The sequence below is a fragment of the Slackia heliotrinireducens DSM 20476 genome, from assembly GCF_000023885.1.
Taxonomy (GTDB): Bacteria; Actinomycetota; Coriobacteriia; order Coriobacteriales; family Eggerthellaceae; genus Slackia; species Slackia heliotrinireducens.
In genome coordinates, this window is record NC_013165.1 from 510,405 (window position 1) to 535,022 (window position 24,618).

Below are 24,618 nucleotides of genomic sequence, written 5' to 3' on the forward strand. Positions count from 1 at the left end.
GTCCTACACCCCCATCGCAGCGTTTTGGCCGGACACGTAGCCGAAGGTTACGCAGCGTCCGATTGACGGTCCGAAAATGTGTCGCGGGTAGTTGCCGCTGAAGAAACCACCCGATGCGCCGCCTGCAGCATACAGCCCCTCGATGACTTCGTTGTCGTAATCCAACACGTGACAGGAATAGTCGACGACCAAACCTGAAACAGTGGCCAGAATCGAAGACTGGTGCTTGATGGCATAGTATTTCTCGCCTTCGATTTTTGCCGAGGTTTCTGTCAGGGGCTTGTTGAAGTCTTCGTCCTTCATGTTGTCTACGAAACCGTTGTACCGCTCCACGGTTTCAACAAGGTTCTCAGCGGGGACTTCCATGATTTCGGCGAGCTCTTCCAACGAGTCCGCCTCGAACGCCCAGCTCTTCTCTTTAAACGGCTCAAGGGCTTCGAGCACCGTGGGGGCAGCGACCTGCGCACTGGACGCAACGCGCCAGCAGCTTTCTCCGTAATGGCGTTGGGCCGTGATGGCGTTAGAGCGAGCCTGGAAAGGTAGCGATTCGCTGGCGAAACGACGGCCCTGCTCGTTGATCATGAGTCCTTGGGCAACGAGGCTCGTGATTCCGAGATTGCTGGAGTAGAACGACTCGGGGCTGCCGAAATCGAAGTTCATGATGGCTGCAGGCAGGGGGTCCATCTGGCCGCCAACCGCAAGGCCCATGAGCTGGCCATCGCCGGTGGTGCCGTAGTTCGGGCACCAACTTGCGCAGTTGGCGATGTCTTCGGGGCGGCACCATGCCTTGAGCAGTTGCGGGTTGGCATCGAAGCCGCCGGTTGCCAGGATGACGCCTTTGCTCGCGTTCACGCGGAAGTAACCCTCAGCATCCTTGGCAATCGCGCCTGTGACGCGACCGCCCTCTTCACGCTCAAGCTTGACAACCGGGGTATTGTAGCGAAGATCTGCGTTTTCGCGTTTGGATAACGTGTTGGCCAGGTCCTTCACGATGTAGATTCCAGCGCCGCCCGCATTATTCGTGGTCTGCTCGCTCCATTGGTCGGATGCGAACCCCACTTCTGTCTGAGGTACTTCGAAGTTGTGGGCGTTCGGATTATTCTCGATGAAGTGCGTGGTAATGCCGCCTTCGCCCTCGTCAAACTTCTCTTGAAGCCATGCGGCCGCTTCGGGACTGCGGTCTGCCCAAAGCTTGATGGGGTCGATCGGTACGCGGTAATATGCCGCGTGACGCATGCGGTCCATCATTTCGGCCTTGTCCAGTTCGTAGCCGGCCTCTTCCATTTGCGGTCCACCGGTAACGCCCATGCCTTCGAACATGCCGCGGCCAACGCTCATCTTCTCGAGGCACAAGACCTGCGTGGTTCCGTCGTCGGATGCCGACAGGGCAGCGCAAGATCCGGTGATGCCGCATCCGACAACCAGCACATCGGTCTCTTCGGTGCGAACGATTTCGGTCTCATCGATTTCACGAGCTTCGAAAGCCGTTGGCCCTTGGCGGTCGATATCCGTCGGAGCGTCGATAACCGGGATGTAACGAACTGGCTGCGGGAACGCATTCATGTACAGTTCGCTGTTTGCGGCAAAATCAGTTACGCCAGGTGTTTCAGCTGCCGTTGCGGACTCTTCGGCAATGGCCGCTTGAGGCTTGCCGACTACGCCGAATACGCCAGCGGCCGCTGCTGCACCAAGTACGCTTGCGCCCGTGGCTTTGACAAAGCCACGTCGGGACAGTGAACCCGTGCTTTTTTCTGCCATAATCCCCCTCCTTGTGTAATTAGGGAAGGCCTTTGCCCCATCGGTCTTCCTGTCTGACATGGACGTACAATGTACGTAATTGAATGGTATGAGATGGAAGACGCTTATGCAACATTTTTTAGCGTACAACGTACGTTGTTTCTCATGAAGGTTCTTTCGGTATGATTGAGGCTGGGCATGAGCATGGAGAACGGAGCGGTTTGATGGGTACGCCAGGGGTGGTGCCGTCCTTTTCGAAGGACGAGATAGTTGAGGTCGCCCTTGCTTTGATTGATGAAAAGGGTACAAAAGGCTTCACCATCCGCGCTCTTGCGGATCGTGTGGGCATAAGTCCTATGGGAATCTACACCTACTTCTCATCCAAAGAAGACATCGCCGCACATGTGTTGGGGCGTGTGCTGAGCGAGGTCGACAACGAACCTGTGCCGGGGGAGTTCTGGGAAGATACGCTGCATAGAGTGTGTGATTCCATCAGGGCTGCTGCGCTTGCGCACCCGAAAGCCCGGCTGATGCGACACGAGCTTGGTGTCGGCTGGCCTCAGGTGCACAACAGGCATGTGTATTGCCTGCATCTAGACCAGGGTATGCCAAGGGGTGTCTACGAGCACATGCACCATGTGCTGCGCGCGTTTCTCGATGGATATCTTGACCAGGAAGCCAGGGCCACCGTTCAAAGGACGGATTCCGACATTCCCGACGAAGAAGAATGGACGCGTGTGTCGATTGGCTCGTATGAGAGCGAAGCGTTCAATCAGGGCATTGATTTCATCATTGCAGGCACTCGGGCGATAGCGGCGCCAAGCGATTGCGAATGGTATACGCCTGAAGATCCTGCGAAATGGACCCTGATTTAGTCCTAACTTCGTAAGTGAATTGATGTGTGAAATGCTTGGCGAACTGAATCGCTCAGGTGACGCCCGGATTTGAGTTTCGATGCAAGCCTGGCAGCGAAAAAGTTTTCTACTTCGCTCAATGTCATATATATCTAGGTTGAAAATACTTGTCGAAACTGCCGGTTGCTGGTTTGAACGGGTTCGCCTCGGTCTGTATTCTGTGTCGGGGGATGTCCTTTCGCACAATCAAGGGGTCGATGCATGGAACTCGCAATCACGATTGTCGTCACGGCGGTTGCGGCCGTTCTGCTGGCGCCGTCGATTCGCAAGGCGCCCGCCGCATGGTACGCCGGGGCCGTCGCCGTGTGCGTGATCTGCGCGTATCTGATGCTGCATCCCATGCCCTATCAAGTGTTGCGCGCGTTCGCTTTTGCAGTGCAGAAGTGCTATGTGGCATTCGGCCTGTTCGCCGTGGTCATGTTCGTGGGCGCCGCTCCCAAAACCTCGGTGTTCTTCCACCGTGTCATGCCGGCTCGTGCCGAACTGTCCATCGTGGCCACACTCCTTTCGGGCGGACACATCGTGCTGTATACCATGAATTATCTGAGCACGGGTTCGGCTCTGTTCTCGACGCCGAAGATGCTCGTGCCGTTTGCTATGTCCGTCATCGCAGCGGTGGTGCTCGTCGTGCTGTTCGCCACATCTTTCAAGCGCGTGCGCGTCACCATGCCGTTCAACCGTTGGAAATTCATCCAGCGATTCGCATACCTTTTCTTCGCGCTGATCATCGTGCATGCACTGCTGTTCCTGGGGCCGTCGGCCCTGAACGGGTCCGTGCATGCAGCGACCAATCTGGCCGTGTACGTGCTTGTGGGTGCTGCGTATGCGGTCGCGCGCATCGCCCGCTATATGTCCGACAGGAAGAAGGCTTCCAAGCCGGAAACCCTCGAGGACCTTTGTCGTTAGGACGTCCGCACATTCTCTCAACCACCCATTCACCCTCCAGAAAAACCTCCGCGCTTCTTCCCATCCCATTGACCCGCGCGGAGGTTTTTCTATTCATGCGAGTTTTCTGGTCGTAGAGCAAATAGCGTGTCTGGACAGGGGTGTTGACGGAGCCCATCGTCCTGCGGGACATCGGGGACGGAGCCTATCGTCCCGCGGTTCGAACGCGTCAACGAACGGACAAAGGGCTCCGTCCCCGATGTCCCTGGAGCGTAGGGCGAACATTATTCAGAAGTCGTGCCGAAACGGTATTTTGGTATTTGCGTCAGATGCGTGAATCTGTACCGACAATATCGGTCTGTAGTCTAAATAAACATATATACAGCTATTATTATGCAATCGGAAATTTCGACGTCAGAGCAGGGTTTGTCACCGAATACCTGAAAAATGAGGGTATGGCGGGGCGGAATGGGAGAGATGTTGTAATCGCGGTTACAAAAAAGAGGCAATTATCCAAAGGAATCGTCTGTTGGTGCTTGACTTTGAGTCGCGACCGCATATTATTGAACAAACCAAAACCCGTTCTGCTAGGGTTTTGAAAATATGTCTGGTGCCTTTCAGGCTGTTCTGACTTCTCGGCTCAAGGTTCCAGAAACAAGCAAGGGCAATCCTTTCGCTTCTGCCAGCGAAGGATGTGTCTGTCAACGCGAATATCTGCAATCACAATTCAAGAGGTGTTTCTTTACGCATTGCACTGCAAGGGTGGGTTGTGTGTGCGTATTCGCATCGGTTCCATTTTGAAGGAAATGAGGGGGAGTCTATGTCCAAATCCACATTGGGGGAGGTCAGCCGCCGTTCGTTCGTAAAGACGGCTGCTGGTTTGGGCGCCTTTGCCGCACTCGGCGTTACCGGCTGCAGCGCTTCGTTCCATGAGGAAGAGCCTGCGACTGAGGAAGAAGTCGAAGTCGAGGCGGAAGAGCATGAAACTTGGGCGCATTGTTCGCCGAACTGCTATGGTCGCTGCGCGCTGCGCGTTGTGACCCAGAACGACGAAGTCGTGCGCGTTGAAACCGACAACACCGGTGATGATGTGTTCGGCGACCATCAGATCCGCGCTTGCCTGCGCGGTCGTTCCATGCGTCGCTGGATCAACCATCCCGATCGTCTGCAGTATCCCATGAAGCGCGTCGGCAAGCGTGGCAGCGGCGAGTACGAGCGCATCACCTGGGAAGAGGCTATCGATACCATTTGCGAGAAGTACCAGAGCATCCTTGACGAGTACGGCCCTGAAGCCGTGCTCATCGCGCCCGCCAGCGGCGTCAAGGCTCAGAACATCTCCGACTTCGTGGGTCGTTTCTGCAACTGCTTGGGCGGTTATGTCCACCAGTCCGGCGGTTACAGCATGGCTCAGGCCCGCGTCTCCGTTCCTTACCTGTACGGCGACCGCAAGAACAACGCCACCTACGACCTGAAGAACTCCAAGTTGTGTGTCATGTTCGGCGACAACCACGCCGATAACAAGCTGGGCGGCGCAGGCGACTGCTACCAGATCCAGCAGGCCCTGGAGGCCGGCGGCGCCAAGGTCATCGTCATCGACCCGCGCTACACCGCCACTTCGGCCCTGCGTGCCGACCAGTGGATTCCCATCCGTCCCGGCACCGACGCAGCTCTGGCTGACGCCATCGCTTACGTCCTGATCACCGAGGACATGGTGGACCAGGATTTCCTGGACACCTACTGCATCGGCTACGACGAGAGTACGCTTCCCGAAAGCGCTCCCGCAAAGTCCGACTACAAGAGCCACATTCTGGGCGAAGGCCCGGACGGCACCGCCAAGACCCCTGCTTGGGCCAGCGAAATCACCGGCATCCCCGAACAGGTCATCAGCGACCTGGCGCATGAGATCGGCACCACGCAGCCGTGCTGCATCATGCAGGGACTCGGTCCCCAGCGCCAGATGAGCGGCGAGCAGACCTGCCGTGCCATCTGCATGCTCGAGGTTCTGCTCGGCGGCATTGGCAAGCGCGGCATGGGCACCGGATTCATGTTCGGCAACGACAAGATCGACGGCGTAGAAGTTCCCATGGGCAAGGGCACTTTCAACATCACCATCCCTACTTTCATGTACATGGACGCCATCGACGACTACACCAAGATCACGCTGCTCGACTCCGGCCTGACCGGCGCCGGCCGCCTGCGTCAGCCCATCAAGATGATGTTCAGCCACGGCGGTAACAGCCTGACCAACCAGCACGGCAACATCAATCGCAGCCATGAGATCCTCGGCGACGAGTCCAAGTGCGAAATGATCGTCGTGTGGGAAACCATGCTGACCGACTCCGCCAAGTACGCCGACATCATCCTGCCTGACCTCATGCCTTCCGAGCAGCCCAGCTTCGCCGTCGGCGAATACTCCGGCAACATGGGCTACGCCATTCTGGGCACCGCCTGCACCGAGCCCAAGTTCGAGCGCAAGACCCTGTACCAGAGCCTGACGCTCATGGCTGAGAAGATGGGCGTTGCCGAGAAGTTCACCGAGGGTCTGGACGAGATGGGCTGGCTGGAGCAGATGTACGCCACCGCCCGCGAAGAGGATCCCGATCTGCCCGAGTGGGAAGACATGCTGGAGATGGGCGTCTATCGCCGCCTGCACAAGGACGGCGCCGACGGCGGCTCCATCGCCTACAAGAAGTTCATCGACAACCCGGGCAAGGAGAGCCTGAAGACTCCTTCCGGAAAGATCGAGATCTACTCCGAGCGTCTGGCCAAGATCGCCGATACGTGGCATCTGGGCGAAAACGACGTCATCATGCCGATTCCCGTGTACGTGCCTCCTGCAGAGTACGGCTACGACGACCCGCGTCGTGACGAGTACCCGCTGCAGATGGTCGGCTTCCATGAGCGCGGCCATGCGCATTCGTCGTTCACCCAGATCGACATCCTGCAGGCCACCAACATGAAGCGTTTCTGGATCAACACGGCCGACGCCGAAGAGCGCGGCATCGCCGATGACGACATGGTCGAGGTCTTCAACGAGTTCGGCCGCATGCAGGTTCAGGCCAAGGTGACCGACCGCATCATGCCGGGCGTCACGGCCATGGGCCAGGGCTATTGGTTCGAAGCGAACGAGGACGGCGTCGACGTGGGCGGTTGCATCAACACGCTCACCAACTCCCATCCGTCTCCGCTGGCCAAGGCCATTCCCGCCCATACCAACCTCGTTGAAGTCAAGAAGGTGATGTAAATGGCGCAGTTCGCATTTTTCTTCGACGGCACGCGTTGCAACGGTTGCAAAACCTGCGTGATGTCCTGCAAAGACCTGCACGACCTGCCTGCCGAGCGTTCTTTCGGACGCGTGTATGAATATGAGAAGACCAGCGGTTGGACCGTTGACGAAAACGGCTTCAACATCCCTGGCGAGATCTACGGCTACTTCGTATCCCTGTCCTGCAACCACTGCGACAGCCCCGCCTGCGTCGCGGCCTGCCCGACCGGTGCTTGCATGAAGGATGAAGAGTCCGGCGTCGTTTCCATCGACGAGGAGATCTGCATCGGCAGCGGCGAGTGCGTGACCGCATGCCCCTACTTCGCACCCAGCCTGAACGAAGAAACCAACAAGGGCGAGAAGTGCGACGGCTGCGCAGCCCGCGTGGCCGAGGGCATGGCCCCCATGTGCGTCGAGGCCTGCCCGCAGCGTGCGCTGACCTTCGGCGATGCCTCCGAGGTCCCCGAGGGCTTCGAGCGCGCCAACATCGCTCCGCTGCCCGGCATGGACGGCACCATGCCGAACCTGTACATCAAGGCGTCCAAGAGCGCTGCTAAGGCCGGCGATACCGCTGGTCATGTGGCCAACCTGCCCGAAACGATGTAGCCATGGCCCAGGAGCAGACATACCAGGGCATTGCAGCAGCGGCCCGCATGCTGGGCCTGCTGTTCTCGTGCGACCCGAAGCTCGACGACGAATCGCCGGAGCTGTTCGCGACCATTGCGAACATGGATGCGGACGAAACGGCCGCCGAATGGCCGGGCGTGGATGCAGGAAAGGCAAGCGCGCTGCTGCTTGACCTGCAGAAGAACGCTCCGGCCGACCACAGCGAGCTTGCATCCGCATACCGTCATCTGTTTGTGGGTCCTACCAAACTGGCGGCTCCGCCGTACGGTTCGGTATACACTGACCGCGATCAGGTTGTGTTCGGCGAGTCCACGATTGCCCTTCGCACATGGATGCGCAGGGCTGGTATCGGTGCAGACGGCTTGGACGGCGCTCCTGAGGACCATATCGGCACCATGCTCCTGCTGCTTTCGTGGCTGGTGGAGCATAAGCCAGAGCTGGTTGAGGAATACTTGACGGATCACCTGCTCACGTGGGCTCCGCATTACCTCGACGAGCTGGAAGAAGCTGCTGAAGGTGGGTTCTACGGCACCTTGGCGCGGCTTGCGAATGAAACGCTTACCGGGATCGAGGACGAGCTTGACCTCCAGGTCGAGCTCCCTCGGTTCTACCGATAAGGCCGGAAACGGCAAAAGAAAGGCTATGGGCGCCCGAATTTACAAATGGAGGGTAGATACAGCGGGCGCAAACGATAGCAAGTACCGTAACAAACGTTAAGGAGCAAGAATGAAGAAGAGTCTACTGATGCAGAAGGCAACGACCTTCGTCGTGGTCCTCTCGCTGGCAGCCATGGGCGCTCTGCTCGCTGCCTGCAGCAGCCAGACCGAAGAGCCTGCCGCTGAGGAGCCCGCAGCTGAAGAAGCTGCCACCGAAGAGGCTGCTACTGAGGAACCGGCCGCTGAGGCTACGACCGAGCAGGCCGCACCTGAGGCTACCGCCGAGGAAGAAGAGGCCCCTGCTGAGGCCGAGGTTGTCTCCGGCACCGTGACCACCACCGTTGACCTGACCGCCTATGACAAGGGCCAGGTCGTCCGCGTGTGGGTCCCCGTCGCCACCGACAATGACTACCAGGTCATCACCGACGACGAAGTTGACGGCGGCGCCAACGCCACCACGGCCGAGATCGTCGAGTCCGCTGACGGCAACAAGATGGCTTACATCGAATGGGATGAAAACGTTGAGCCTGCTGACCGCATCGCCACCGTTTCCTTCCATGCCGAGCGCACCGAAGCTCTGCGTCCTGAAATCGTCGAAGAGGGCGAAGTCCCCGAAGACATCGCTGCCAACTACCTGGGCAGCTCCTCCATGGTCAAGGTCGACGATCCTGAGGTCGTCGCTCTGGCCGAGGAAATCACCGCTGGCAAGGAGACCTACGTCGACAAGGCCCGCGCGGTCTACGACTGGGTTTATGAGAACATGAACCGTGACAACAACGTCACCGGCTGCGGCGACGGCGACGTCTGCCGTCTGGTCTCTGACGGCGTCCGTGCCGGCAAGTTCACCGACATCAACTCCGTGTTCGTGGCCCTGTGCCGCGCCTCCGGCGTGCCTGCCCGCGAAATGTTCGGCATCCGCATGAACGATGCTGACATCACCAAGAACCAGCACTGCTGGTGCGAGTTCTACGTTCCCGGCACCGGCTGGGTTCCGGCTGACCCTGCAGACGTCCTGAAGGCCGTTCTCACCGACGAGCTGGAGAAGGATTCCCAGGAAGCCCTGGACAAGAAGGAATACTACTGGGGTCAGTTCGACGCCAAGCGCGTTGAGTACAGCCACGGCCGCGACGTCGTGCTTGAGCCTGCTCAGGCCGGCGATCCGCTGAACGACTTCGGCTATCCTTACGCTGAGGTTGACGGTGAGGCTCTGGACTTCTACAGCCCCGACACCTTCGTGTACTCCGTCGCCTTCTCGGCTGACGAATAGCTCATGCTGAAGGGGCGGCGATCCTCCATCCCGCCCCTTCAAAAGATTGTTCTTTCGCCCCGCCCGTACCTTCCAAAAACTATGGGCGGTGGCGGTTTTTCGATTTTGGCGGTGCGCCGGGCGGATATCCGCCTGGCGTGACGCATGTTTAGAGGTGGGCATATGATGTATCTATCAGGCCTGATTGTAGGCGTGCTGTTCGGCATCTTCCTGAAGAAGAGCCGGTTCTGCCTTACGGGCCTCATCCGCGATACGTATATGGAGAAGAAACCGTATAACGCCGTTATCGTTTTCTCGATCATAGCCGTGCAGGGCCTGATCTACCACAGCCTGGCCCATGCTGGCCTCATACGCCTGCCGTCCTACCTGCCCCCGTTTTCGCTGGTGTCGATCGCAGTGGGCAGCCTGTTGTTCGGCATCGGAGCCGTTGTTTCCAGCGGATGCATCGCCTCCACGTTGGTCAAGTGCGGCGACGGCCGTATTGCGGGACTCATCTCGCTGGCGACGTTCATGGTGACGGGCTACGCCCTGTCCGCCGGTCCCTTGGTGGAACTGTCGAAGGCGATTCGTTCGGTTGCCATCGTCGATGACAACCTTGCGATTCGCACGACTGTGGCTCCCATCGTGATCTGCGGCGTGGCCAGCGTTGTGCTGATCGCTGTCATGGTGCGTTACCGCATGACCCACAAGCCGAAATTCAGGATCCCCGGCCGCTATACGGGCGTTCGCCACATCCTGTTCGAAAAGGTGTGGCCGGTCGAGGTTTCCGCGGTGCTCATCGGCATTCTGGCCGGCTTCGCGTTCCTGATCAGCGGGCATTACGGACGTCACTTCGGCTTCGCACTGGTGACGCCGTTGCTGTCCTGGGCTTACGAGCTTTTGCAGCCTCCCTTCGTGGTGGGCGGGTGCAACCCCTACGACACCGTGTTCGGTTGGGGCTCGATGTTCGTTCTGGGCATCGTTTTGGGGTCGCTGATCACCACGGCGGCAAGCGGCGAGCTCACGCCTGTCATGCCCGACAAGACCACGGCGTTGAAGATGGTCATCGGCGGCGTGCTGATGGGATTCGGCGGTGTGTGGGGACAGGGATGCCTGATTGCGAACGGCCTGGTCGGCACCGCTCAGTTCTCCCTCAAGTCCTGGTACGCCCTTGTGTTTCTGGTGGCGGGCATCTGGCTTGCAACCCGGTTGTATCTGATGCCGTCGCTGCAGAAAGCGAGCAAGAACTAACGCGTGCGGCAATGCGGCATGCGTCTTCTGTTGAGAAACGAGAGATAGAGGAATCTTATGGAACCGATAAAATATGATGTTTCCGGTCAGGATTGTCCGATGCCTTTGATGACGCTGAAGAAAGCGCTCGCCGAGGCCCAGGATGGCCAGGAGATCGAGGTCGTCTTCACGTGCCCCGAGGCCACGGTGGTCCTGCCTGAGTATTGCGAGAACAACGGCATCGAGATCGTTGGCTTCGACAAGGAAAAGAAGCACTGGAAATTCGTCGTGCGCAAGTAAACGGAAGGCTGTACGAGCATGCTGAAGGATAAGGGATTGAAGAAACAATTCATGTTGGCTGTGACCTGCGTGGCTATGGTTGCAAGCATGGGAGCGCTGCTGGTTTCCTGCGGCGGCGGAAACACCGAGGCCGCCATGGAGGAAGCCGCGAACGAATCGGCAGCGACCGAACCTGCAGAGGACACCACCTACCAGCATCTGTCCGGCGAAGAGGTCGTGGCTCTTATGGAGTCCGACGACAACGCCGTGCTGGTGGACGTGCGCGAGCCGCTGGCATATCAGTACGAGCACATCGTCGGCGCCATCAACGTGCCTCAAAGCAAGATGGCTGAACAGGCCGAGAGCGCCTTCCCGGACAAGGACCAGACCATCATCCTCTACTGCGATTACGGCGGAGTGAGCAAGATTGCGGCTGAAGACCTGGTCGACATGGGATACACCAACGTCATCGAGTTCGATGGCCTGGAGGATTGGCCGGGAGAGACCGAAAAGGACGAGAGCATCAAGTAACGCGCTTCCGTTCGCAATTCCGTCTTTGGAAACGTTACGTCCGGGTGGCGCGAACGTCACCTGATAACAGATAGGAAACTACATGGATATCGGTATGATCGGTGCGGCCTTTGCGGCAGGTTTGCTGTCGTTCTTCTCGCCGTGCGTGCTGCCGCTTTTGCCTGTCTACATCGGCCTGCTTACCACCGATGCGGGCAATCAGGAGCTCGGCATGGTGCGCCGCGCCGCGAACACGGTGGCGTTCGTGTTGGGCATCTCCACCACGTTCTTGATTCTTGGCCTGGGAGCCGGCAGCATCGGCAAGATGCTGTCCAACAGCTACGTAGCCATCGTGTGCGGCATCATCATCATCTTCTTCGGCCTGTATCTTGCCGGCCTGTTGAAGATTCCGTTCCTGACCCAGGAAAAGCGCATGGACACCAGCAAGCTGAACACCAGCACCGTGCTGGGCGCCTTCCTGCTGGGTCTGGGCTTCTCCTTCGGATGGACGCCCTGCATCGGCCCCATCCTGGGCACCGTTTTGGCCATGGCCGCCCAGCAGGGCACCGCTCTGGCAGGCGCCGGCCTCACCCTGGTGTATTCGCTGGGCATGTGCATCCCGTTTTTGGTGATCACCCTGGCGTCCAACCTGCTGCTTGCCAAGGTTCGCAAGCTGAACAAGTACATGCCCATCATCCAGCGCGTGGGCGGCATCCTGATTGCCGTCATGGGCCTGTGGATGGTCGTGACCGCAGGTCAGAACCTGATGGCCAGCAACGCCGCCAGCTCTGCGGCGTCGAACGCGACGACCACTCAGTCCGCCACCGCCGAATCGGATGCGAGCAGCGGTCCCGATGAGGAAGTGGACGCTTGGCGCCACATCGAGTTCGAGACCCTCGAAGGCGAGAAGGTCACCATTGCCGACTACGAAGGCAAACCTGTTTACATCGAGCTCTGGGGTTCGTGGTGCCCGCAGTGCATGTCCAACATGGATGCGTTCATCGCGCTGGCCGATAAGCACAATACCGCCGGTGACGTGCAGATTCTGTCTATGGCGTTCCCCAGCCTGTACGGCGAGATGGACAAGGCCGAGTTTATCGAGTGGTGCAACCAGCAAGGCTACGAGTTCCCCATCCTGATGGATGAGACTGGCGCTTTGGTCGACTATTTCGGCGTGGCCGGCTTCCCCACGTCGATTTTCGTGGACGCCGACGGCAATGTCCAAATGGTTCGTGCCGGCGTAGTCGCCGAGGACGAACTTGAGGGGCTGCTCTCCACGCTGGCCGGCATGTAACAACCGGCGCCCTGGTGCGCAGCTGCAAACAACCCTTCCTAAGACCCCCGCTTGTCGGGGGTCTTTTCGTGCCGCGGGGATGGTGGGGCAAAGCGCTTTCAGGGTGGTTTCAGGTTCCTTTTCTATAGTGTGCACCATCCTAAGGAAAGGAACCGATATGCAGAAAACCATAGCCAAATACAGCCCCATGTGGTGGGCTGCCTCCGTTGCAAGCCTGTGCCTGGTGTTCGCGCTTTCGTCCTGCGGCGCGACCGTGACCGAAGATGCGGCCGAGACCTCGACCGAGACGGAAACCGTCGAAGTTGCCGATGCCGCAGCAGAGGCCGAATCCTCCGAAGAAACCACGGCCGAGGTCGCGCCTGAGGCCGAGGCCGAAACCGTCGCGGCAGCCGATTTGCCCACCAAGGACAGCATCACGGTGAGCGAGACCTACTCCGACGACACCGACGGCGGACATGCGATTCTGGCCGATGGCACCACCGACGACTACGCCAACGTGGCGGTCGAGAAGACCGGCGAATCCGACGGCGATGAAGCCGACTTCTACGGCGAGAACGCCAGCGTGTTCGCCACCAACGGCGCCACCTTGACGCTGTCCGAAATCGTGGTCGAGTCGGACGGCACCCACGCAAACGGTGTGTTCTCCTACGGCGAAGGCACCACGGTCAACATCTCCGACTCGTACATCGAGACGTCAGGCAATTGCTCCGGCGGTTTGATGACCACGGGCGGCGGCACCATGAACGCTTCGAACCTCAACATTGCGACCAGCGGAAACTCCTCGGCGGCTATCCGCTCCGACCGTGGTGGCGGAATCGTGACCGTCGACGGCGGCAGCTACGTGACCAGCGGCACGGGTTCGCCGGTCATCTACTCTACGGCAGACATCACCGTGAACGACTCCTATCTGGAGTCCACGGCATCGCAAGGCATCGTTGTCGAGGGCCAGAATTCGGTCACGTTGAACGACGACACGGTGGTTGCGGACAACAACACTAAAAACGGCGACAAGTCCGACTACTACCAGGCGGTCATGATCTACCAGTCCATGTCCGGCGATGCGGACGAAGGCACGGCTTCCTTTGAGATGAACGGCGGCAGCCTGACCAACAAGAACGGTGATGTCTTCTTTGTCAACAACACGGTGTGCACCATCAATCTGAGCGGTGCCGAAATCGTGAACGAGGACGCGGACGGCGTGTTCCTGCGCGCCGAGGCCGCGGGTTGGGGTAGCGAAGGCAGCAACGGCGGTCAGGTCGACTTGAACGCATCAGGCCAGGTTATCGATGGGGATATGGTTGTCGACGAGGTTTCGAACCTGAATCTGTATCTGACCGACAGCTCTGCGTTCACGGGCGCCATCAACCCGGACGGGCAAGCGGGCGAAGTGTACGTCGAGCTTGCGGACGATTCCACCTGGACGCTGACCGGCGACAGCTACATCACGTCGCTGACCTGCGACGCAGGTGCGATTGACACCAACGGCTACACGTTGTACGTCAACGGCGAGGCTTACGACGGCAGCTCCGCATCCACGGGTACGGCCGTCGAGCACACCGCCTCCAGCGGCGGCATGGGCGAGGGTGGAATGGAAGAGCCTCCCGGCGGCGAAGGTGGCCCCGGCGAAGGTGGCGAGCCTCCCGCGAAGCCCGAATAACATATCGACCCCTGATTGTGCGGGCCGCATCGACCGGGATGCGGCCCGTTTTTTGTTTGGGTTGGGGAGGGGACGAGGTGGACATTGGGGACGGAGGGTATTGTCCCGTGCAGTGCACGGGACAATACCCTCCGTCCCCAATGTCCACCTCCCAGGTGTCGTCTAGTTCGCGTACAGCTCGGGGCGGCGGTGGTCAAGCACGGGCATGGCATCGCGGGCCGATTCGACGGCATCGGTGTCGATGGTGCAGATGACCAGGTCTTGAGGTGCGTTGCCTTTCGAGCTTCCGCGGGCCGACGCCACGATGCGTCCCAAGGGGTCTGCGACCAGGGTCTTTCCCGTGTATCGTTTTCCGGCGTGGCAGATGCCAGCTACGAACAGCTCGTTTTCGATGGCGCGGGCGCGCAGGAGAGTAGTCCAATGCTTGACTTTGCGTGGTCCGGCGTTCCAAGCGGAGGGGAACAGCACCAGCTTGCACCCGGCGACCGCCAGGGCGCGGGCGACCTCGGGGAATCGCAGGTCGTAGCAGATGGCGACGCCCAAAGGGCCGAAAGGCGTGTCGACGGGCTGAGGCAGCTGGTCGCCTGCGACAGAGCGGTCGGATTCGAGCACGCCATGGGCATCGTACAGGTGGCATTTGCGGTACGCGCCGCGCTGCACGCCTTCTGCATCCACCGTGACGGCTGTGTTGAAAGGCTGGCCGCCATCAGGGTTTTCTTCAAATATGACGTATACGATCCAAAGGTGGTGGCGCAAGGCAATGTCGGCCATGGCCCGGGCGAAAGGACCGTCCAACGGCTCGGAGATCTCCTTCACCCCTTCGGAGTCCAAGATGCCGGGCAGCATGAAATTCTCAGGAAAGACCAGCAACTGCGCTCCGGCAGCCGCTGCCTTTTCTGCGTACCGCTCGGCTTGCGCGATGGCGTCACCTTTCTTGGGGAATCCGGATTGCGCAAGTGCGATGGTTAGTTGCATGACACACCTCCGTTTGGAATCGTGTATGGATTATCGAGGATTCTATCAGGTGAAATGCTGCCTGAAAGAAACGAATCGCAGACGGTTGCTAGTTATTGCGCTCGATGTTGTAGGCGTAAATGTCGGCGCGGGTCGGTTCGGCGTACCCCCAGTCCTCATACTTGGTTTGAAGGTGTTCGAATCCGGCTTTCATCAGGGATTTCTGAGACGCCAGGTTCTCGGGGATGCAATGGGCGGTAATAAGACTGACTTGCGTTTCGGCCATGAGGAACTCGATCATGGCCTCGGCGCAGCTTGTGGCGATGCCGCACCCCCAGAAGTCCTGGGCCAGGCGGCATCCGACGGAGATTATTCTGCCGGACGGCTTGTAGTCGTAGAGCTCAGCAAGTCCGACCAGCGTTTCGGGATCGGATTTCCTGTAGATGCCAAGGATGCATTGGCGGTCTCGTTCCAGCTCTAGGTTTTGGAATTTGACCAGGGCTTCTTCGGGGGTGAGACCCGATTCCGGAAGGTAGGTGGGCTCGAGCCGATACACCTTCGAGTCGTTCATGATGCGCCGCAGTCCGACCAGGTCGGAATTCTTTGGCGTATGCAGTATCAGCGCGTCGCTCTCGAAATGCATCATGTCCTCCCTGCGTGCGGTTTCGCATATGTGAATTGTAGTCTTCATCGATCCGGTTTGCGATATGTTGGATTCACACCGTGGGTGGACAGGCGTTGCTGCAACGAAAACTCCGCGCATGGAGCATTTGAGGGGGATAATCCGCCGGCAAGACGCTTACAAGGCCCTTTCCGCCCTAGTAGGCAGGGTAGATAAACCACGAAATCATACTAGGTGTTGCATAACGTTGAGGTTAGTGGGGTCACGAGTGCTCGATTGGGCATCCGTTCGGCGGATTATCCCCCACAAGTGCTCCCGAAACCAGATTTTCGTTGCACGGCGGAGTGAATGCGGGGCGCGCACGCTTGAAAGGACGCGGGTGGGCCAGCGGATTCACGTGAGCCTGGCGAATCAAGTCGGACTACTGGATGCCTTCGCGGACTGCAGCGTCGTAGGCGTCGCGCATGAACTTCGGCATGCGCTCGTATTCCCAGTTGGCGATTTTCTCAGGCGTGGATTCCAGCTCGCCGCGGAGCCATTCGACGGTAATGCCGATGCTGCCGTATGACTGGAATTTGATATCGAAAAGACGCTGTTCAGAAAGGGTTTTTGCACCGGAGTGCCTCAGCACCACGCGACTGCTCATCTCGACGTCGAACGCTTGAATGTAGGATTCGATGGAGTTCTGGGACTTGTCCGCGAAGGCTTTGCGGTAGAACGACCGGCGGGTCCACATGTGCGCCAGGGCGGCTGCGGTTTGCTCGCGGTAGTCGGTCAGGGCGGTCTCTTCCATACCGGCGCGGAAGTCCTGCTCGAATATCCATGCGACCAGGTCGTATTTGTCCTTGAAGTGGTAATAGAAGGCCTGGCGTTGCGCTCCGCAACGTTCGCAGAGGTCCTTCACGCGCACCTTCTCGAGGGGCATCTCGGTAAGCATGTTCTCCAGTTCTGCCGCGAACAGTTTCTTCGTCCGGTCCTTGAACATGGCTTCTCCCATACATAAAAATGGAAATGTCTGAATACCTTACATTATAGCGATATGTATGGTTCGTTGTCACATGGAGCGTCCTATTATTCGCGCCAAGAAGGAACCAGCAACCGAAGGAGGAACCGTGAATCCGTTCGAACTCGATCTGAACACGCTCGAGATGATCAACGATGTACCCGGCGTCATCATGAGCCACATGACGCCCAGCGTGGAGAACATCCCCGTGTTCATCATGATGGCCGTCAACATCATCCTGGGCTTCATGCTCTACACCAACGTCGCCGAAATCCAGAAGCGCGACGGCAAGGACCCCTATCCGCTGTTCATCCACTGCGTGCTCATCGTGTGGGACACCCTGTGCACCATCATGATGTGGATCCTCATGTTCCGCTATCACTTCTTCTGGCTGTGGACGCTGTTCGGCATCCTCGAGCCCATCTGGGTCTGGGGCGAGGTCAAGTCCATCCAGGCGCACATCAAGACCGACCGCCACGAGGAGCTGGGCCGCTTCGTCCGGGGCGGCGACATCACCGAGAAGCAGGCGTGGGGCTACGTCGCCATCATGATCACCATCGCGGCCGCCTTCTGGCTGTCCGTCTCGTTCGTCCTCGGCGGCTTCTACAACGCCTCCCTGTGCGTGACCTGGCCGTGGACGAACTTCCTGTTCCCGTGGCTGTGCTGGGAGCACTGGCACTCCCGCGCCGCCCGCACCGGCACGAGCCTGGGCAACTCCATGAAGGTCCAGCTGACAATCTTCATCCAGATCACCATCTCCTGGCTGCCCGGCACCTGGTTCGTCCTCATGATGCCCTTCCTGCAGAACCCCGTGTTCTACCTGGTGGGCTTCGCATCCAGCGCCCTCGCCTTCGTGAACCTGATGAAGGTCCGCAAGCTCCCCAAGCCCGAGTCCGCCGCCGCGCAAGTTGTCGCTGAGTAGTAGTATCGGCACGAGAAGGGCGGCCCCATGCGCGGGGTCGCCCTTCTTATAAGCAGACGCGAGAGAAAGGCAGGCACAATGCACGTTACTGACGAAATGATCGATTCCGAGATCCTGCCGGCCGCCAAGTTCTTCGCCGGCCTGCCTCCCGCAACGTCGTTCGTGGGCGACCTGGAGCCCTTCCGCGACGAGCTGGTCCAGTACATGCAGAACCTGGCCGACGCCGGCATCGATTCCCAGTGGAAGGTCTACCCGGGCTGCATCCACATGTTCGACTCCGTGGCGCCCGACGCGACCGTCACCAAGCAGGCCATGGAGTTCCTCATGGATCGGTTCGACTACGCCCGTAAGCATTTCTTCGCCGAGCAGAAGTAGACAATCGCCCCTACCAGGTTCGGGCGAACCAAATAGCTTTCCAAGCCCAGCCCTGCAGCCGAAACCGCGATGAGGGGCTGCGTCGAAGTCCCTCATCGCATACAGAACAGATAGAGAGAACGCCATGCAAAACAAGTATTACAAAGGCACCATCCTGCGCATCAATTTGAGCGACAAGAGCGTAACCCACGAGCAATTCGACGGCGAGCAGCTGCGGAAGTTCGTGGGGGGCGCAGGCTTGGGTATCAAGATGCTCTACGATGAGGTTGCACCCAATGTCGGGCCTACCGACCCCGAGAACAAGATCTTTTTATGCGCTGGTCCCTTGAGCGGCACAAGGATTCCCGGATCGGGAAACTACACCGTCTGCACGCGCGGCGGAGTCACCGGGCTCATGACCTCTGCTCAGGCAAACGGATTCTTCGGAGCACGCATGCGCCAAGCGGGTTACGACGTCATTGCAATCGAGGGCGTCGCCGAAGAATGGTCCTACATCGCCATCATAGACGACAAGGTTGAAATACGGCCGGCAACAGAGCTACTTGGCAAGAGCACGTCCGAAGTCCAGGACATCCTGAAAGACGAAATGGGCAAGAAGGTTTCGATAGCGGGCATCGGCGCTGCGGGCGAGCATCTATTGCCAATCGCCAGCATTTCCGGCGACTATCACCATCGCGCCACGTCCAATGGCCCCGGGCTCGCAATGGGTGCCAAGAAGCTGAAGTGCGTGGCGGTTCTAGCGACGGACAACGCCATCGAGTATCCGGACGAAGCGCAGGTCAAGGCCTTTGTAAAGGACGAATTCCTAAAGCGTTCCATGGAGCCCGCACTTGCCCAAGCTGTGGACAAGTGCGGTACGACATCCTGGTTCGACCTGGTCGGGCCAGGGGGAGGCGTAGCCATCAAGAACTACACAACGAACGTTTCCGACACGCTCGAGAAACTTTCGGTACCCACCTACCTCGCATCGCTTGAAAGCCGCAAACGCAAGCCCTGCTGGAACTGTCCGATGCATCACGGCTACGACGTCGTCTTCAAAGAGGGCTCGCACGCCGGCGTGGCATTCGATGAGGTCGAATACGAGATGATGGCGGCGTTCTCCACGAACATCGGCAACGACGACATCAGCCTTGCCGCGTGGCTGGCATCCCTTATGGAGACCTATGGCGTGGACGGCAAGGAAATCGCGTGGAGCATCGCGCTGGTTTACGACTGCTTCGAGCATGGGGTCATCACGCTCGAAGACACGGGCGGCATGTCGTTCAAATGGGGCGAGACAGCCGATCTTCCCGAGCTGATTGACCAAATCTGCACGCGGAGGGGCTTTGGCGCAACGTTCTCGGACGGCGTGAAAGTTGGAGCGGAACGCATCGGAGGCGAAGCCGTTAACATGGCCGTCTGGGCCGGAAAGGGCAACGCGCCCCACGTCACCGATGACCGAGGCGTGGGCGTGTGGGGCTTCGAAGTAACGTATGCCTGCTCGGACAATGGTTCGTTCTACGGATCGGAGAGCTACGACCCCGAGGTAGGCAACAACGAGCCGACGGAGCCCTTCGACGTTGAGCGCATCCCTATTGCCGCGAAGAACGACAGCGTGAAATGGGTTTACATGGACATGGTCGGCCTGTGCATGTTCTTTGCGCAGAACCAATCTGTTCTGGTGGAGGCCATAAACTCCGTGACCGGCTGGGATATGACCGGCAAAGAGCTCTACGAGGCCGGCGACCGAGTGCGTGCGCTGTCCCGTTCGTACAACATGCTCTGCGGACGCACGAGGGAAGACGACCGTGTGTCTCCGCGCATGAAGGCGGCAAACGTGGATGGCCCGGCGAAGGGCCATTGCGTAGGCGACGACCTCGATGCGATGATTGAGCGCTACCTCGAGGCGAACGAATACGATGTTGAAACGGGAAAGCCGAAGCCGGAGCTTCTGGAGCGGCTTGGCTTGGGATACGTAGTTGCCAATCTTTGGCCAGAGCACGTCTCGGCGTAACGCCATGGCAGTCTTCAGGGTGCATTACCCGATTCGCGCGCTTCTCGGCATCGAGCATGCCCCTTCTCGGATCCCGGTCGATGTACAGCCGGGATCCGAGGTGACGCTCAACGACGCACTGCGCATGCTCAGCGAGCGCTACCCGGAGTTCCTCGAGTTCACGCGCCCTCCAGAACCGAAAAGCCCGCTGCGTACGGCCATGCTTGTAGTCGACGGCAAAGTGGTCAGCCGGAAAGACCACGACTCGACGCGCGTGGAAAGCGACTCCACAATCATGTTCTTCGTGCCCTACCAAGGCGGCTGATCGTCCGCGTTTCAGCCCAGCTCTCCGTAATAGCCGGTCGCTTCGTACGCCTCGCGCAGGAAGGCAGGCATGCGCTCCGTCTCCCATGCGGCAAGCTGGGCTGGGGTCGCATGTACTTCGCCGCGCATCCACTCGACCGTGTAGCCCATGCTTCCGTACGACTGCGACTTTATGTCGAACAGCTGCTGTTCGGTGATCTTCTTGGCGCCGGTATGACGTTTTACGGCCGTCTCGCCCATCTTCACGTCGAAATCTTGAATGTGGCGCTCGATGGAGTTCTGCGATTTGTCCGCAAACGCCTTTCGATAGAAGTCATGACGCTGCCACATGCGGTTCAGCGCGGCCTCGGTGCGCGCCTGCAGCCCGGCGTCGGGAGGCACCTCGCCCATGCCGGAGCGGAAATCGCGCTCGAAAATCCATGCAACCAGGTCGTACTTGTCCTTGAAGTGGTAGTAGAACGTCGGGCGCTGAGCACCCACGCGCTCGCACAGGTCCTTCACCTTCACCTTGCTCAACGGCATCTCGAGCAGCATCTGTTCCAGCGCCTCGGCGAATAGCTCTTTTGTGCGGTCCTTGAACATGTGGCTTCCTCCGCGCCTCACCTGGCGAAACAATCGTTGCAAGCTAGAATACTCTTACAAAAATGCAATATGTTAAATTATCTTACATATTAGCAAAACGATAAAACACAAACCACCCTTTGGGGCGTATTCTGCATGCCAGAGAGAAAAGGGATTGCTAAACAACAAAAGACCTGATGAAACGCGCGATTATCGGGCCTAGCCCCTTGCGGCTGCAAAGCGGAATCCCACTCTGGAAGAGTCTCAACCCGAAAGGACCCGTCATGAGCCTTGCACTTCCCACCAAAACCGACGCACCCCACGACTACGCCGTCTTCCATGGCGTGCGTATCCCCATGCGCGACGGCGCCAAGCTGTACGCCAACATCTTCTTCCCCACGAAGGACGGCGAGCCCCAGACCGACCAGAAGTATCCCGTCGTCCTGATCCGCACCGCCTACGCCTACGGCAACGGCGAGTTCGGCACGCAGCCCATCCACCTGCCCTATTACGCCAACGAGCTGGGCTACGTGGTTGTCCTGCAGTCCTGTCGCGGCACCTTCCATTCCGACGACGCCCTGGAGTACCTGGGCAACGACGGCGAGGACGGCGTCGACACCGTGAAGTGGATTTTGAAGCAGCCTTGGTGCAACGGCAAGATCGCCACCACCGGACACTCGTACCTGGGTGGCACCGAGTACCTGCTGCAGCTGCAGAAGGACGTCCCCGGCCTGGTCACGGGCGTGCTGCGCAGCCCCAACCTGTCGTTCGACCACGGCGTTCTGTACGACGGCGACTTCGTGGACGCCAGCTGCATGGTGCTGTGGTGCATCAGCCAATCTATGGACCTGGCGAACAACGGCCACGTGTCCAAGGAGGTCGCTGAGGCCATCATGGCCGACAACGAGGCCATGGGCAATCCGCTCAGCAACCCCGCCGAGCTCAACATCGCCGCATGGCAGGCCCAGTACAGCCCGCGCGACATGCCCATCGTGCGCAACCTGGACTTCTACCAGCGCTGGCTGGACGCGCGCGAGAACCCCGAGCTGCTGAGCCGGCTTGACCAGAGCACCTACGCGCACGATTTCGACCGCCCCATGCTGTTCATGACCGGCTGGTCCGACCTGCTGATGGACGTAAGCCTGAACGGCTACAAGAAGGCCGTCGCCGACGCGCCGTCCGCCGACATCGCCGCCGCACACCGCCTGATCGTGGGTCCGTGGGGCCACATGATGCCCACCGCCCGCCAGTTCCCGAACACCGAGACCGACGACCGCCTTTCCGCTATGGAATGGATCGACAGCCAGGTGAGCGGCACAAAGAGCGAGTTCTTCGACGCCAACCCGGTGGCCCTGTACGTCATGGGCGAGGACCGCTGGCGCTCTGAAAAGGAATGGCCGCTGTCCGACACGCAGGGCATGACGCTGCGCCTGCATGAGAACGGCGTGCTTTCGGCCGACGCTCCGCAGGGCGCCGAAGCCGCCGACACCTTCACCAGCGACCCCGCGAACCGCATCTTCGACACCGCCGGCCACGGCCTGTTCTGCCAGGGCGTCGCCGACCAGCGCGAAATCGAGCAGCGCGACGACGTGATCTCGTACACCACCGCGCCGCTGGCCGATGACGTCGAGGTCACGGGAGTGGTCAAGGCCAACATCTTCATGGCGACCACGGCCAACGATACCGACCTGATCGTGAAGCTGATCGACGTCGACCCCGAAGGCCCGGCCTGGCGCGTGACCTCCGGCGGACGCCGCGCCCGCTACCTGAAGGGCGGCCGCACGAACCCACAGCCCGTGGTGCCCGGCGAGGTCATGGCCTACGACGTAGAGATGCGCGCAACCTCGTACGTGTTCAAGAAGGGACATTCCATCCGCATCGACATCTGCCCGAGCGACGCGCTGAACAAAGAGGTGGGCCCCAACAACTTCGTGGACCTGAACACCGCCACTCCCGCCGATTTCGTGGTTGCGCAGAACACCGTCTTCCACGATGCCGAGCACGCCTCCAGCGTGGAGCTGTGCGTGGTGCCCGCAAGTCATGAGCGCAATTGGATCGAGTGGCCGTTCGGCACCGAGAAGACCGGCGTGGAGATGCTCAAGGGCTTCATGATGTTCCCCGGTTACGACACCGTGCCCACACCGCCCGTCATCCTGGACCCTGCCACCATTCCCGCAGTCGACGTGGCCGAGCCTTATTACGACACGAACGACGTGCACGCGGCCGTCGACACCATCCGCTTCTAGCCGAGCCTTGCCGCGGCTGCGGGCGCGAAAAAGCTCCCTGCAGCCGCGCTTAGACCGTAAGCCGCAAAGCCGGCCCGACGCAATCCGCTTCCAAACAAGGAGGAACCGTGAATCCGTTCGAACTCGATCTGAACACGCTCGAGATGATCAACGACGTGCCCGGCGTCATCATGAGCCACATGACGCCCAGCGTGGAGAACATCCCCGTGTTCATCATGATGGCCGTCAACATCATCCTGGGCTTCATGCTCTACACCAACGTCGCCGAAATCCAGAAGCGCGACGGCAAGGACCCCTATCCGCTGTTCATCCACTGCGTGCTCATCGTGTGGGACACCCTGTGCACCATCATGATGTGGATCCTCATGTTCCGCTACGACTTCTTCTGGCTGTGGACGCTGTTCGGCATCCTCGAGCCCATCTGGGTCTGGGGCGAGGTCAAGTCCATCCAGGCGCACATCAAGACCGACCGCCACGAGGAGCTGGGCCGCTTCGTCCGGGGCGGCGACATCACCGAGAAGCAGGCGTGGGGCTACGTCGCCATCATGATCACCATCGCGGCCGCCTTCTGGCTGTCCGTCTCGTTCGTCCTCGGCGGCTTCTACAACGCCTCCCTGTGCGTGACCTGGCCGTGGACGAACTTCCTGTTCCCGTGGCTGTGCTGGGAGCACTGGCACTCCCGCGCCGCCCGCACCGGCACGAGCCTGGGCAACTCCATGAAGGTCCAGCTGACAATCTTCATCCAGATCACCATCTCCTGGCTGCCCGGCACCTGGTTCGTCCTCATGATGCCCTTCCTGCAGAACCCCGTGTTCTACCTGGTGGGCTTCGCATCCAGCGCCCTCGCCTTCGTGAACCTGATGAAGGTCCGCAAGCTCCCGGCGCCCGAGCCCAAGGCCGAAGCCGCTGCCGAATAGCGGCACCGAAAAACCTGACCGAACATGCGGCGACCCCTTATGGGCCGCCGCTTCTTGTATTTGAACGGCATGATTGGGCGGAGCTGCAACGAGAATCTCGTTTTCTGTGCACTTAGGGCGATAATCTGTAAAAACGCGCGTTCCAGACCCGCCTAGAGACAAAAGATACGCCACAGAATAGCCAACAGTGGGGAATAACAGGTGCGAGATAAGGTCATGAAGGCCGCTTGGAAGCCTCCATTCGGCCAATCTGTTGCAGATTATCCCCTTAAGTGCACACGAAACTCAGTCCTCGTTGCACGCGGACGTGTCAGGCCTTCAAATTCATCCGATGGTCCTGTTGGTTGGGGCTTGACATTGGCTCTCGCGAATCCCCCATTCGCGGTATCATGGTTGCGACACATCCGAATGAAAGGGGTCTC

Annotated in this window: 22 protein-coding genes; 17 read left to right on the forward strand and 5 right to left on the reverse strand. The window is 59.5% G+C overall.

The window, feature by feature from the left end; all coding sequences use genetic code 11:
- Positions 1-3: 3 nt before the first annotated feature.
- A complete protein-coding gene (locus SHEL_RS02095; protein ID WP_012797595.1) occupies positions 4-1,758 on the reverse strand; it encodes an FAD-dependent oxidoreductase in 1,755 nt (584 codons plus the stop codon).
- Between the two features lie 161 nt (positions 1,759-1,919).
- On the opposite strand from SHEL_RS02095, the gene SHEL_RS14165 reads away from it, so the two are divergent.
- The 11 genes from SHEL_RS14165 to SHEL_RS02150 all read left to right on the forward strand — a co-directional run bounded on the left by SHEL_RS14165 (position 1,920) and on the right by SHEL_RS02150 (position 14,300).
- Complete coding sequence (locus SHEL_RS14165) at positions 1,920-2,612, forward strand: TetR/AcrR family transcriptional regulator (protein WP_012797596.1); 693 nt, start codon at positions 1,920-1,922, stop codon at positions 2,610-2,612.
- A gap of 240 nt (positions 2,613-2,852) precedes the next feature.
- Entirely contained in the window at positions 2,853-3,557 is a 705-nt protein-coding gene (locus SHEL_RS02105) for a ferric reductase-like transmembrane domain-containing protein (RefSeq protein ID WP_012797597.1), read from the forward strand.
- 799 nt (positions 3,558-4,356) lie between these two features.
- Positions 4,357-6,780 carry a DMSO/selenate family reductase complex A subunit gene (locus SHEL_RS02110; RefSeq protein ID WP_012797598.1) on the forward strand — a complete coding sequence of 808 codons (2,424 nt, stop codon included), beginning with the start codon at positions 4,357-4,359 and terminating at the stop codon, positions 6,778-6,780.
- Positions 6,781-7,407, forward strand: a complete 627-nt coding sequence (locus SHEL_RS02115; protein WP_012797599.1) for a 4Fe-4S dicluster domain-containing protein — start codon at positions 6,781-6,783, stop codon at positions 7,405-7,407.
- A 2-nt stretch (positions 7,408-7,409) separates the two neighbouring features.
- Entirely contained in the window at positions 7,410-8,045 is a 636-nt protein-coding gene (gene dmsD, locus SHEL_RS02120) for a Tat proofreading chaperone DmsD (RefSeq protein ID WP_012797600.1), read from the forward strand.
- A gap of 109 nt (positions 8,046-8,154) precedes the next feature.
- Positions 8,155-9,351, forward strand: coding sequence for a transglutaminase-like domain-containing protein (locus SHEL_RS02125; protein WP_050749505.1), 1,197 nt, complete (start codon positions 8,155-8,157; stop codon positions 9,349-9,351).
- 162 nt (positions 9,352-9,513) lie between these two features.
- Positions 9,514-10,581: a YeeE/YedE family protein gene (locus tag SHEL_RS02130; protein ID WP_012797602.1), complete on the forward strand. Its 1,068-nt coding sequence runs from the start codon at positions 9,514-9,516 to the stop codon at positions 10,579-10,581.
- Positions 10,582-10,638: 57 nt separating this feature from the next.
- Entirely contained in the window at positions 10,639-10,860 is a 222-nt protein-coding gene (locus SHEL_RS02135; protein WP_012797603.1) for a sulfurtransferase TusA family protein, read from the forward strand.
- A 36-nt stretch (positions 10,861-10,896) separates the two neighbouring features.
- Positions 10,897-11,370, forward strand: coding sequence for a rhodanese-like domain-containing protein (locus SHEL_RS02140; protein ID WP_169304492.1), 474 nt, complete (start codon positions 10,897-10,899; stop codon positions 11,368-11,370).
- An 82-nt stretch (positions 11,371-11,452) separates the two neighbouring features.
- On the forward strand, positions 11,453-12,643 hold the full coding sequence (locus SHEL_RS02145; protein ID WP_012797605.1) for a cytochrome c biogenesis protein CcdA: 1,191 nt from the start codon (positions 11,453-11,455) through the stop codon (positions 12,641-12,643).
- A 157-nt stretch (positions 12,644-12,800) separates the two neighbouring features.
- Positions 12,801-14,300, forward strand: a complete 1,500-nt coding sequence (locus SHEL_RS02150; protein WP_012797606.1) for a hypothetical protein — start codon at positions 12,801-12,803, stop codon at positions 14,298-14,300.
- 162 nt (positions 14,301-14,462) lie between these two features.
- Here SHEL_RS02150 and SHEL_RS02155 read toward each other — a convergent pair whose 3' ends face one another.
- The 3 genes from SHEL_RS02155 to SHEL_RS02165 form a co-directional block, all read right to left on the reverse strand.
- A complete protein-coding gene (locus tag SHEL_RS02155; RefSeq protein WP_012797607.1) occupies positions 14,463-15,275 on the reverse strand; it encodes a carbon-nitrogen hydrolase family protein in 813 nt (270 codons plus the stop codon).
- Positions 15,276-15,363: 88 nt separating this feature from the next.
- Entirely contained in the window at positions 15,364-15,897 is a 534-nt protein-coding gene (locus tag SHEL_RS02160; protein ID WP_012797608.1) for a GNAT family N-acetyltransferase, read from the reverse strand.
- Between the two features lie 400 nt (positions 15,898-16,297).
- Positions 16,298-16,861: a TetR/AcrR family transcriptional regulator C-terminal domain-containing protein gene (locus SHEL_RS02165; protein ID WP_012797609.1), complete on the reverse strand. Its 564-nt coding sequence runs from the start codon at positions 16,859-16,861 to the stop codon at positions 16,298-16,300.
- 127 nt (positions 16,862-16,988) lie between these two features.
- Here SHEL_RS02165 and SHEL_RS02170 point away from each other — a divergent pair, with 127 nt between their 5' ends.
- The 4 genes from SHEL_RS02170 to SHEL_RS02185 all read left to right on the forward strand — a co-directional run bounded on the left by SHEL_RS02170 (position 16,989) and on the right by SHEL_RS02185 (position 20,473).
- Complete coding sequence (locus SHEL_RS02170) at positions 16,989-17,801, forward strand: hypothetical protein (RefSeq protein ID WP_041422461.1); 813 nt, start codon at positions 16,989-16,991, stop codon at positions 17,799-17,801.
- 78 nt (positions 17,802-17,879) lie between these two features.
- Entirely contained in the window at positions 17,880-18,176 is a 297-nt protein-coding gene (locus SHEL_RS02175; RefSeq protein WP_050749507.1) for an alpha/beta hydrolase, read from the forward strand.
- 124 nt (positions 18,177-18,300) lie between these two features.
- Positions 18,301-20,169 (forward strand): aldehyde ferredoxin oxidoreductase family protein, encoded by a 1,869-nt coding sequence (locus SHEL_RS02180; RefSeq protein WP_012797611.1) that lies wholly within the window; start codon positions 18,301-18,303, stop codon positions 20,167-20,169.
- A gap of 4 nt (positions 20,170-20,173) precedes the next feature.
- Positions 20,174-20,473, forward strand: a complete 300-nt coding sequence (locus SHEL_RS02185) for a MoaD/ThiS family protein (protein ID WP_012797612.1) — start codon at positions 20,174-20,176, stop codon at positions 20,471-20,473.
- Between the two features lie 11 nt (positions 20,474-20,484).
- On the opposite strand, the gene SHEL_RS02190 is transcribed toward SHEL_RS02185, so the two are convergent.
- Entirely contained in the window at positions 20,485-21,054 is a 570-nt protein-coding gene (locus SHEL_RS02190) for a TetR/AcrR family transcriptional regulator C-terminal domain-containing protein (RefSeq protein WP_012797613.1), read from the reverse strand.
- A 263-nt stretch (positions 21,055-21,317) separates the two neighbouring features.
- Between SHEL_RS02190 and SHEL_RS02195 the strand changes: the two genes are divergently transcribed.
- Together SHEL_RS02195 and SHEL_RS02200 are read left to right on the forward strand one after the other, a co-directional pair.
- Positions 21,318-23,279 carry a CocE/NonD family hydrolase gene (locus SHEL_RS02195; protein ID WP_012797614.1) on the forward strand — a complete coding sequence of 654 codons (1,962 nt, stop codon included), beginning with the start codon at positions 21,318-21,320 and terminating at the stop codon, positions 23,277-23,279.
- Positions 23,280-23,386: 107 nt separating this feature from the next.
- Positions 23,387-24,196 carry a hypothetical protein gene (locus SHEL_RS02200; RefSeq protein ID WP_012797615.1) on the forward strand — a complete coding sequence of 270 codons (810 nt, stop codon included), beginning with the start codon at positions 23,387-23,389 and terminating at the stop codon, positions 24,194-24,196.
- The last annotated feature ends 422 nt before the right edge of the window (positions 24,197-24,618 follow it).